General features: G+C 32.9%; 9 protein-coding genes. All 9 read left to right on the forward strand.

Features of this window, described 5'->3' with window-relative positions; translation table 11 throughout:
* Positions 1-139 precede the first annotated feature (139 nt).
* The gene (locus BLR54_RS13680) at positions 140-1,561 is read left to right on the forward strand and encodes a hypothetical protein (RefSeq protein ID WP_176761957.1); all 1,422 of its coding nucleotides are present in this window, start codon (positions 140-142) and stop codon (positions 1,559-1,561) included.
* 16 nt (positions 1,562-1,577) lie between these two features.
* Complete coding sequence (locus tag BLR54_RS13685) at positions 1,578-3,140, forward strand: hypothetical protein (RefSeq protein WP_090422029.1); 1,563 nt, start codon at positions 1,578-1,580, stop codon at positions 3,138-3,140.
* Positions 3,141-3,243: 103 nt separating this feature from the next.
* Complete coding sequence (locus BLR54_RS13690) at positions 3,244-4,401, forward strand: hypothetical protein (RefSeq protein WP_090422031.1); 1,158 nt, start codon at positions 3,244-3,246, stop codon at positions 4,399-4,401.
* A 77-nt stretch (positions 4,402-4,478) separates the two neighbouring features.
* A complete protein-coding gene (locus BLR54_RS13695) occupies positions 4,479-5,609 on the forward strand; it encodes an FAD-dependent oxidoreductase (RefSeq protein WP_090422034.1) in 1,131 nt (376 codons plus the stop codon).
* Complete coding sequence (locus BLR54_RS13700) at positions 5,599-6,537, forward strand: glycosyltransferase (RefSeq protein WP_090422036.1); 939 nt, start codon at positions 5,599-5,601, stop codon at positions 6,535-6,537. Before BLR54_RS13695 ends, BLR54_RS13700 begins: the two co-directional genes overlap by 11 nt.
* Before the next feature lie 13 nt (positions 6,538-6,550).
* On the forward strand, positions 6,551-7,471 hold the full coding sequence (locus BLR54_RS13705; RefSeq protein ID WP_090422038.1) for a sugar nucleotide-binding protein: 921 nt from the start codon (positions 6,551-6,553) through the stop codon (positions 7,469-7,471).
* Positions 7,472-7,511: 40 nt separating this feature from the next.
* Positions 7,512-9,617 carry a hypothetical protein gene (locus BLR54_RS13710; RefSeq protein WP_143008455.1) on the forward strand — a complete coding sequence of 702 codons (2,106 nt, stop codon included), beginning with the start codon at positions 7,512-7,514 and terminating at the stop codon, positions 9,615-9,617.
* Positions 9,614-10,402: a sugar phosphate isomerase/epimerase family protein gene (locus tag BLR54_RS13715; RefSeq protein ID WP_090422042.1), complete on the forward strand. Its 789-nt coding sequence runs from the start codon at positions 9,614-9,616 to the stop codon at positions 10,400-10,402. Before BLR54_RS13710 ends, BLR54_RS13715 begins: the two co-directional genes overlap by 4 nt.
* Positions 10,403-10,506: 104 nt before the next feature.
* Positions 10,507-11,979 (forward strand): hypothetical protein, encoded by a 1,473-nt coding sequence (locus tag BLR54_RS13720; protein ID WP_143008456.1) that lies wholly within the window; start codon positions 10,507-10,509, stop codon positions 11,977-11,979.
* Positions 11,980-11,983 lie beyond the last annotated feature (4 nt).

The following is an 11,983-nucleotide window of genomic DNA, read 5'->3' on the forward strand; positions in this document are numbered from 1 at the left end:
ACAGACAGACAGACAGACAGACAGACAGACAGACAGACAGACAGACAGACAGACAGACAGACAGACAGACAGACAGACAGACAGACAGACAGACATTCTAATAGCCATATTTTTAGGCTTATTCTATAGCTTTTTTTGTTTGGCAGTATCCCCATTGATAAATAGATTAAATAATGACGGACAAGTTTATTATTTAATGGGGCTGGGAATAAAAAAAGGATCTATACCATATCTGGATTTATTCGATAATAAGGGTATATATTTATATTTCATAAACACGATTGCCAGTTTAATATCTGAAAAATTATCTGTAGGACTATTTTTAGTAGAAGCTGCATTTATAATGGCAGATATTTACGTAGTTTTGCAGATTGCAAGATATTATATGGACAGCATATATTCACGTTTGGTATGTGCGATGCTCTTTATGTGTTTGGCACTAAATTACTTTACATTTGATGGTGGAGGTAATTTAGTGGAGGAATATGCCCTGTTTCCGCAATTAATTTCAATATTCTTAATAATATGTTTTATTAAAGGTAATTACAATAATAGACATATGTTTTTTCAGGGAATTCTATGCAGTTTCTCATTCTTTATCAAGCCAAGTTTAATTATGTTTTGGGGTGGAGTATTAGTTATAGTAATACTTCTATTAAAAAAACGTTTTTACAAGCAATCATGTATTTCAATCGGTAGTGGAATAATTGGATTGATGGTGGGTGCTTTACCAGCGTATATTTATGGACGTTTTACAGGTTGCTGGGACGCAATGATTGAAGCAATAGTAATGTTTAACTATAGATATTCTAGTGCAGAGGGCGAAAGTCTAATAAAGAAAATATTTTCTGTAATTTTAAATTGGAGAATGGGTGGTTTGTTTATACTTACCATTGCTTCGTTCATCATCGTTTACAAAAGTAAGAATATAGAGATGCTTCTGATTTATGTCACTTCATTGGTTTTAGAAGTGATTAGCATCAGCTTATCTGGATATAGTTTTGGACATTACTATGAAGGTATGATTGTGTTTACACTACCTTCGTTAGTTTGGATAAGTAAAAAAATATATATAAAAAAAAGCATTGTTATAGCGATAGCAGTTGCAGGAATACTCTGTAATGGAAAGTTACTGATAAAGATACTTGATGATTATGGAATAATCAGAACAATTAGCTACGATGATATGAACTTCATGGCGAAATGTGCAAATTTAAAACAGCAGAATTACAATGATTCAAGTGTTTTGGTGGTGACAGGAACGGGAAACTGCCAAGGAGCTAAATATTACACAGCAATGAATGTTATGCCGGATAACAAGTATTTTTATACACTTAAGATTCCGTATGAAGAACTCCCTGATTCTGTGGATGCTATAGCAAATGCAACTTATAGTGGCAAATATGATGTTTTAGTTATGTATTACATATATAAAGATAAGTCAAAGATGTGGGGGGTTGATAAATACGATAGTGGGCTAAGAGAGTTCTTAAATGAGAACTATGAATTATGTATAGAGAACGAAGTGTTGCCCTTAGAAATGTGGGTGAAAAAAAAGTAGTTCAAAAAGGGTAAATATGCTTTTAGCAGGATGGAAAATTATGAAAATAATTGGTGTTATCATAAAAAGAACAATATCAGTATTTGCGGTGGGGATACTGAGTATTCTATGTATACTTTCTATTAGGTATAACGTAAAAATGAACTTTCAAACGTTTGACGAATTGGCAGTTTTATATACAAATAGTTATGTAAAAGAAGTTATTGTTATTATATTACTTGTAGCGACACCATTGATGCTATGGTTTTTGCATGAATCACTAAATGTAAGAAGAAGGATAATTCTAGGTGTCACATTTATTTTGTTAATAATACATGCGGGATTGTCTGTTTTGTGGATTAAGTATAATACATATCCTCCTTTGTGGGATCAAAAAATGGTATGGGATACTGCAAAGATAATGGTCGAGGGAAAAGAACTGACGGATAAAGCATATTTTGAAATGTATCCATTTCAAGGCGGAATGGTATATATATTTGCTTTATTAATGAGGATTAGCGGGATAAGTAATCCTTTGATGATACGTATACTAAACGTAATGTCAGTTATAGCGTTGGATTTAGGGATAATACTAATTGGAAAAGAATTATGCAACTCATGTGAACAATCGACAATTAATGAACTGGGCGGAATTACAACAGCTATATTATTGATACCATTTCTTCCGTTAGTTATATATACAACTTATGTATATGGAACATTATTTTCAATAGCATTAATAACATGGTCTTTTTATGGTACCGTAAAAATGTTAAACACGAGTTGTTTGAAATGGCTACTAATACCGCTATTTTTTTTGCCAATTTCTAATGTTGTATATACGGGAAGCATTATTGCAACAGTTGCAGTTGTAGTAGTAATTATATTTAATGTATTGGTTGCAGAAAAAAAACAACTTGAAAGCATCATGATAATTGCAGCATTAGTTATTTTGACGGTAATTTGCAAAAGAGGGGTAAGTTCAAGTTTTAATAACAGATTCACTGTATCTGGAAACAATGGTATTTCGCCTATAGAGTATCTGTATATGGGGTTAACAAGTGATGATGGTGTGAGTGGCCCTGGCAGTTACAATGCTTCAACATTAGAGTTATATAACAATTATAATATGCAAGGTGAAGAGTATGGAAGTGAAAATCTCTTACCTGTAATAGAACAATATATGAATGGTTCTCGTAAAGCTGAATATTTTAAAGATAAAACCATTTATCAATGGCTTGAACCGTACTGGGGGGGGCTTTCTATGACTATATTCAAATGGACTGATTATGAACTCCCTGATGAATTTGAGTTGTTTTTAGAAGGAGGATATTTAGAAAACTACAATGTTATATTGAGTATATACATACAGTTGATGTATTTGTTTTCTCTTGCTTATGTACTTCTTACATTTAAGGAAAAGAACTTTTCAAAAATATTAAATATTGTGTATTTTATTGGAGGATTTATTTTCTATTTAGGATGGGAAGCAAAGGCTAGATATTGCTTGCCATACTTTGTTTTATTATTACCTCTTGCTGCTAACGGAATCATACAATCAGCTAGTATAGTTGACAATATAAGGAGAAAGAAACAATAAATAACAATAAATAAACGACAAAAATAGGTTTTTTAAGAGGGGATTGTGACAAAAATGTTCCATATGTAAACCTATTTGATAACAACAAAGGGAGGGAAAGTGATTGTTTAAAGTGGAAAAGAAAATTGTTGAGTGGACGGAGAATAATATTTTTATCATATATTTTTTTGTTGCAACAATTATATCAATCTATGCTAGATATAGTTCGCGAGATTTTGTGTCGACTGACATGGAATTTTTCCTTTTACCATGGTTTGATGATATAAGAAATCGCGGTGGCCTCGGAGCGTTAAATAGCCTTGTAGGTGATTATAACATTACATACCAAACACTAATAGCATTCCTTACATATCTACCATTTAAGCCAATGTATATGTATAAATTTTGCTCATGCTTATTTGACTATTTAATAGCAGGACTAATATACATATTAATTGCTGAAATAACTGGTGATAAGCAAAAAGCAGTATTTTCTCATGTGATGTTTACCTTTTTGCCGATTGTTGTATTTAACTCCTCTTTATGGGGACAATGTGATGCAATATATAGTTTCTTTGTATTACTATCGTTCTGGCTAGTTGTTAGGGAGAAATATCAATGGGGATTTTTCGCGTTTGGAATATCGCTAGCATTTAAATTACAATCGATTTTCTTTCTTCCATTTCTTTTGTTTTATTATATATACAAAAAATCCTTTAGTATATTCAACTTTTTGTATATACCAGTGGCAATGGTAGCATGCGGTAGTGTTGGTCTTTTAAAAGGATTGCCAATTTCGAATTTATGGCAAGTATATATTGCTCAAAAAGACAATAGTACGGCTATATCATTAAATTATCCTTCTTTATGGGCTGTGACAACTTTAAACGGTTCAGAATTATACTTCAATGATTTATACACATTTGCAGTTGGATTAGCATTTATGGTTTTGCTAAGTGCAATGGTTTATTTGATAAAGTTGGAAAAAGAGTTTTCTTTAGTAGAGTTAGTACAGATTGCATTTATTTTCATATATACAACAGTAATTATTCTTCCAGGGATGCATGAGAGGTATGGTTATCTATATATTGTTTTTGGATTTATAGCGATTGTGCTAAAAAGAAAGCTACTATTGAATTATTTAGTACTTTGTATAATAGACATTATGACGTACGGAGATTTCTTGTTTGATATTGAGATTAATTGGGTATTTTTATCAATAGTAAACATAATATGTTGGTCGATTTCATTCTATACAATTATGAAAGAGTTGAAGCAGTAGCTTATTAGTCGATAAGAATAGCTATATTTGCAAACAGGGAAATTGAAGAATATAGAAATGTAGTGGGAAAGATCAATATGAAAATGGACAAAATAATTATCGGTGCAGGCCTCTACGGACTTTATTCTGCACTTTATAGTCGAAAAAAAGGACAGCATGTTATAGTTCTTGAATGCGATGATGCACCTTTCAAAAGGGCTACTTATATCAATCAGGCAAGGGTTCACCAAGGCTATCATTACCCAAGATCAATTTCAACAGCTCTAAAATCAGCAGGATATTTTGAAAGATTTAATAAGGATTATGCGTTTTGCGTAAACAAAGAGTTTGATCAGATTTATGCGACCTCAAGTCAGTATTCTTGGTCAGATGGGAAGCAGTTTAAAGATTTTTGCAAAGCAGCAAATATTCCGTGCGAAGAACTTCATGCAAGCAATTATTTTAAAGATGGTATGTGTGATGGTGTGTTTAGAACTTGTGAATATACATACGATGCAATGATTCTGAAAGAGTATTTGCTAGATGAACTTTCAAAATATGAAAAAGCGGTAACCATTAAGTATGACGTAAAAATTATTGCTATAGAAAAGCAAACTGATACTTATGTTATCAAAACAGAAGATGGTAGTTCGTATGAATCTTCATTTGTGTTGAATTCTACTTATGCAGGAACAAATCAGATTCTCGAGATGGCTGGATTTGAAAAATTTGGAATCAAGTATGAGCTTTGTGAAATTATTCTTTGCGATGTTAATGACAGGCTCAAAGAAATTGGTTTCACAGTAATGGATGGACCATTTTTTTCAATAATGCCTTTCGGAAAAACTGGATACCACTCACTTACATCGGTGACATTTACACCGCATACAACAAGTTATGATACACTGCCAACTTTTTCTTGTCAGGAAGAAAGTAATGGGTACTGCTCAACGAAAAGACTAGGTAACTGTAATGTCTGCTCGGCAAAACCATCGACAGCATTTCCATACATGGCAAGCTTGGCAAAAAAATATATGTTGGATGATTACCAGTTTGAATATAAGAAATCATTATTTTCAATGAAGCCAATATTAATGAGCTCAGAAATAGATGATTCAAGGCCAACAGTGATTAGAACATATTCAAAGAGTCCAACATTTGTAGGAGTTCTTTCTGGAAAAATAAATACAGTTTATGACTTGGATGAGGTGTTAGACGATGGAGAATAAGGAAAAAAACTTCGTATCAGCGGTTATATATGTTCATAACGCTGAAAGAAGGATAGAAAACGTCTTAAACATGATAATCGGAATCATGGAAGAGAACTTCGAGCATTCTGAAATAATCTGTGTTAACGATTGTTCCGATGATGCTAGTGTTGATGCCATTAAAAAAGTAAGCGATAAGGCAAAAACAACAAGTGTTTCAGTTGTAAACATGAGCTTTTTCCATGGCCTGGAGATGGCTATGGATGCAGGAATGGATTTGGCAATTGGCGATTTTGTTTTTGAATTTGATAATACAAATTTTGATTTTGATCCTGAGATGATTATGAAAATTTATCGTCATTCTTTGACAGGATATGACATTGTAAGTGCTTCTCCTAATAAGAGAGAAAAACTTTCATCAAGATTCTTCTATAAGGTTTTCGATAAATTTGCTGAAAATTCTTGTGCCATGACAACTGAGAGCTTCAGGATTCTGAGCAGAAGAGTAATAAACAGAATCAGCTCTATGAATAAGACAATTCCATACAGAAAAGCTATATATGCAGGAAGTGGCCTTAAGACGGCAAATCTCAAGTATGAAGTGAAGATAGATGGTAGAGGAAATGTTGATTCAAAAGAGAAAAGATATAGAAAAAGTTTGGCAGTAGATACATTGATTCTCTTTACAGAGTTTGGTTACAGATTTTCATTTTGGATGACATCCGCGATGATGCTTATTTCAGTATTTATGATTTTATATACAGTAATTGTTTATGTTATCGGTCATCCTATTGAAGGATGGACGACAACAGTATTGTTTTTATCAGTTGCATTTTTGGGATTGTTTGGAATACTGACGATTATTGTTAAGTACTTACAGATAATTGTGGATATGGTGTTCAAGAGAAAATATTACAATTTTGAGAGCATAGAGAAACTAACAAAATAGAGTAGGTGGGGAAATGAAGGCATTAGTAGGTTATACAGGATTTGTAGGAAGTAACATATATGCTGCTGGTGATTTTGATGCAGTTTATAATTCAAAAAACATACAGGATGCATATGGTACAAGACCGGATCTTTTAATATATGCAGGCCTAAGAGCTGAAAAGTATCTTGCAAATAATGCACCCGAAAAAGACATGGAGCTTATTTATCAGGCAGAGGAAAACATAACAAAGATTAATCCAAAAAGATTGGTACTTATATCAACGATAGATGTATTTAAGAACCCGCAGGGCGTAGATGAAAATTCGGATATTGATACAGAAAAACTTCATGCATATGGCTTGAATCGCTATAAATTGGAGTTGTGGGTTAGGGAAAAGTATCCAGATGCTTTAATTATTAGACTTCCAGGTTTATTTGGAAAAAACATTAAAAAGAATTTTATATATGATTACATTAATTTTATTCCATTTATGTTAAAGTCTGATAAGTTTGAAGAATTATCTACAGTGGATACTGAGCTTAAGAAGTATTATAAACTTCAAGACAATGGCTTTTACAAAGTGCAGGATGTTGTAGATAGGGAAGATCTTAAGACACGATTCAGAAAGCTTGGCTTTTCAGCTTTGAATTTTACAGATTGCAGAAGTGTATATCAGTTCTATAACCTTGGAAGACTTTGGAATGATATTCAGGTTGCTTTAGAAGCAGGTATTAAGCTATGGCATCCTGCAACTGAACCGGTATCAGCTGCAGAAGTGTATAAATACCTCTCAGGTGAAGCGTTTGTCAATGAATTAGGCGGAACACCTGCCAATTATAATTATAAGACGGTTCATGCTGAAATATTTGGCGGGAAGAATGGATATATATCGGATAAAAGTCATATTCTAGGAGAGATAATGGAGTTTGTAGAAAATGAGATTGAAAAATAAACGAACAGGCATAATTATTCTAATAGTATTATGCGTACTAATGGCTATATTAATCGGACCAATGGATTATTTTAGACATGGACATTACTACGAAGAATATGATTTTACGCAAATAGCGGAAGAAGATTGGAAGGATCAGATATCGCTAGAGAATGAAGCATACGAAATGGAGTTTTCTCCAATAAAATATTATTTGAATGGATTCTCTATATTTCTTTACAATCAACCAGAGGACAATGAAGGTAGTCTAGTATTAACTATTACAGATGAAAAAGGGAAAGTTATAGATAGTACTAAGGTTGATTTGAGTAAACCACAGGCAGGAAAGTGGTACAAAACTTATATAGATTCAAATTTGAAAAAGGATAAGGTTTACAAGTTGCAGTTTACAGTACATGACTGCAAATATTATCCATATTTACAAAATGTTGATGATGACTATTTGCCAGAAGAAACTCAGTCAGGCAGCATTCTAATAGCATATTCATATGCACAACCGACTTTCACTTTTCAGGAAAGAAGTATGATTGTGCTATTGATACTTGCTTTAATTTTGATGTTAATAGGGGGATTGATTCCTGAAAGAAAAAAAATATTAAATTCAATTGCAATAGTGATATTTCTTACATTAAATTTGTCATGGAACTATATGCATAATTCAATGGATAATGCAAACACATCATTTGACACATATCAACATGATTCAGAGGGATTGACATCTAGTGTGATTTATGCTGAGGAGGACGGTATATATTTTTCAGACGCAGAAGAGAGAGGTTATGGACTTGGTCGATATTATGATTTGAAAGGTGCAATGACAAGCTATAATTTGGAATATACTACTGATGAAGATTGGAACCAAGGATATAGTAGAACAATTGGTGCTATTTTTGTTAGTAAAAATCCATATTCAGAAGAAGTAATAAAAGAGGGGAACTCTATAAAATTTTCAAATGGAGAAATGTTTCAAATAACAAACGTTGAAGAGCGGAAGATAAATGAAACAACATGGAACTATATTGTTTATTTGAACACGGAGTTTACGTTATCGCCATTGAAGTATGGTTCGCTAGATAATGCAGAAATATATAATTCAAACGGTGATAGATTATCACGAAGCAAAGTTACAGCATATGCTTCGCAATACGGATTGCAAGGAAAGATATTTAGACATTTGGCTAGATATATGGAAACAGAAAACGAAATTTCGAATTTAAATTTAATATGTAGCATACTTACTGCTTCGATATTTGTATTAATTGTTTTCATAATTTCGCAAAAATATAATAAACTTATGGCTGGTGTTTATTATGTAACATTTTGGCTATCCCCTTGGATTGTTAACTTTGCAAGAAATACATATTGGGTAGAATTTACATGGTTCATACCAATGTTAATTGGTTTATTATGTTCATGGAAAATAAATAGAAAAGAATGTCGATTATTGAGTTATTTTTTAGCATATATATCTGTACTAGTAAAAAGCTTGTGTGGATATGAATATATTTCAGTTATAATGATGGCGTTAATCGCCTTCTTGATTGTTGATTTAATAATATCTGGTGTTACTAAAAACAAAGAAATGGGAGTATTACAATTTAAAGCAATAGTTATAATTGGTGTTGCCGCGTTAGCGGGGTTTATGACTGCAATTTGTATACATGCAAGTCTTAAAGGGCAAGGAAATATACTCGAAGGAATAAGTGAAATTATCGAAAAAGATGTTTTGAGAAGAACAACAGGAGCGGATTACAATGATTATGAAATTAGTGATATTGATAATATTTGGGTGATAAATTCATTTAACGCATCTGTTTGGGCAGTATATAATGTCTATTTTAAATTTAGTACAGAAATAATAACAGGTATTCCGGGAAATCTATTTCCTCTAACATGTATTATTCCACTGATATTATTTGTAGGAGATTATTATAAAAAGAAAGTAGTTGTTGAACATATTGCTATGTATGTAGCCTTTTTCCTTACATCTATATCCTGGTTCTGCTTAGCAAAAGCACATTCATACGTTCATATACATATGAATTATGTCCTTTGGTATTTTGGTTTTATTCAAACATGTTTCTACGTAATAGTTGATAGGATTGTAAAAATACACAAGAAGAATAATATGGAGAAGTCAGAATGAAATTATCACTCTCAAATATAGGTTGGGCAGTAGAAAATGATGCAGAAGTCTATTCTATGATGAAGAACTATGGGTTTACAGGGCTAGAAATAGCTCCGACTCGTATTTTTTCGAAACAACCGTATGATAAACTTGATGACGCAAGAGCGTGGGCTGACAAACTGAAAGCTGAAAACGGGTTTGTTGTACCATCCATGCAGTCAATATGGTATGGAAGAACAGAGAAACTTTTCGGAACTGATGAAGAGAGATCTGCGTTAGTTGATTATACAAAGAAGGCGATTGACTTTGCAGAGACAGTCGGATGTAAAAATCTTGTATTTGGATGTCCAAGGAATAGAAGCATTCCGGATGGCGCTGATGAAAGGATAGCAATCAAATTTTTTAAGGAAATTGGTGACTACGCAGCAGAGCACGGAACAGTAATTGGAATGGAGGCTAACCCGCCGATTTATAATACAAATTATATAAATGATACTGTGAGCGCTTTGGAGCTTATAGAAAAAGTAGAGTCGGAAGGATTCAAACTTAATTTAGATGTTGGAACCATTGTTGAAAATGGTGAGGATGTTAATGTCCTAAAAGGTAGTGAAAAATATATTAATCATGTTCATATAAGTGAACCAGGTCTTAAACCTATAGAAGAGCGACAGCTTCATCGAGATTTAGGAGCTTTGTTAAAAGCTTGTAATTATAATGGCTTTGTATCTATTGAAGTGGGTAAGCAAGAGAAGGTTGAAGATTTAGAAAATATGATGAGATACGTGGAGGAAATCTTTGGATGAATCAACAGATAAAAGGTCGACAAACCTTAAAAAATAAGGCTTTACGAGTGATTCGGGGGGGGCAAAGCCTAGGTGTAATTTGTATATTTGCAGTCATATTTGTAATGATGGCAACAGTAGCAAGGTACAGATCTGGAGAAATTGATTATTTGGATTCTGATGCTACGTGGCACACTTTACTAACAATTGAATGTTATGATGAAACACCAATATTGCAACACTTATTTTTGCCAATAGTGTCTATGGGGGGAGTAGATGATAAATGGATTGGCTGGGGTGCAACAATCCCAGATTCTGAGGGAAATTATTATTATACTTCCTTTTCTCCTGCAGGATATTTCTTACCCTGGCTATGTATGAAGATTTTTAGGCTACCGGTTGCTGAAAAGAGCTTATACCTTTTCAATAATGGGTTGTTTTGCCTATCAGCAATCATTTTTGTTTTGCTTTTATGGGAAGTTTATAGAGAGAATAGATATAGAAATCTTTTGGTAATAATAGGTGTAATATCGTATATTTTTGCTCCTGAATTACTGCATGGTATGGGAATCGTATATTGGAATCAATCTATCATGCAGGTGACACTCTTATTGCAGATTTATGCGTACTATAGATATGCAGTAAATAAGAACGAAAAAGCAAGGTTGGTTTTTTATGTTACAGCATTTACCAATCCATATATAGAATGGACAGGTTATGTTGCAAATGTGGGTTTTGCCATAGCAGAGATTATTGTTAATTATAAGGATTCGAAAATCCGTGGATTAAAGAAGGCTATAATCCTTGGATTGATAACGGTTCTTTCTTTTGGTGCTTTTTGTGGACATTACTTGCTGAGAACAGATACAGTTACTTTTTTTATGGCACTGAAGAATCGATTTATGGCAAGAAATGTTACGACCTCAGTTTTGTTGACGGATGTTATAGGTGGATATCTTAAATCATTTTTGTATCTATGGGTTGTCCTTTTGGCTTTTACTATATGGGCATTTATCAAGAAGGGGAATGTTGAAATTAAAAACGGTATTCTATTATTTGTATCCTCATTTCCGGTACTTGAAAATATTATTATGAAGGAGCATGCCTTATCATATACCTATGATAGGATGAAAGGTGCTTTTGCCCTGATTCTTATCTTATGTGAAATAGTAAGAAATATACTAGAAACCTATAATACAAAGAAAAGTGCAGTGATAATTGTAGGTGTTTTTATTGCTTCCGCATGGTTAAATATTACGTCCTATATGAATAATCCGGCATATATATGGGAAGTTGATTATAGAAATAGCAATTCACAGATAGCTAAGTATGTAGTTACAAAGTATCCAGATGCTATATACGCGTCAGATACTGCGATTAGAGGATATATGAATCTGCTATTTGGAAGAGGAATATATGAATGGCAAAGTATTGATTCAGCCACAGAAATAGCCGGTCAGAAAGAAAAGCAAACCGTGGTGTTTATAAATAAAGACGGATATAAATTGCAGCCGGTTCATGTAAAGGATATTTCTTCAGGAATGATTACAGAAATTAGCATTCAAGATGGAATGATTTCAGAAGTACTTATGGAATAGAGGA

The sequence above is a fragment of the Pseudobutyrivibrio sp. YE44 genome, assembly GCF_900104335.1.
Taxonomy (GTDB): domain Bacteria; phylum Bacillota; class Clostridia; order Lachnospirales; family Lachnospiraceae; genus Pseudobutyrivibrio.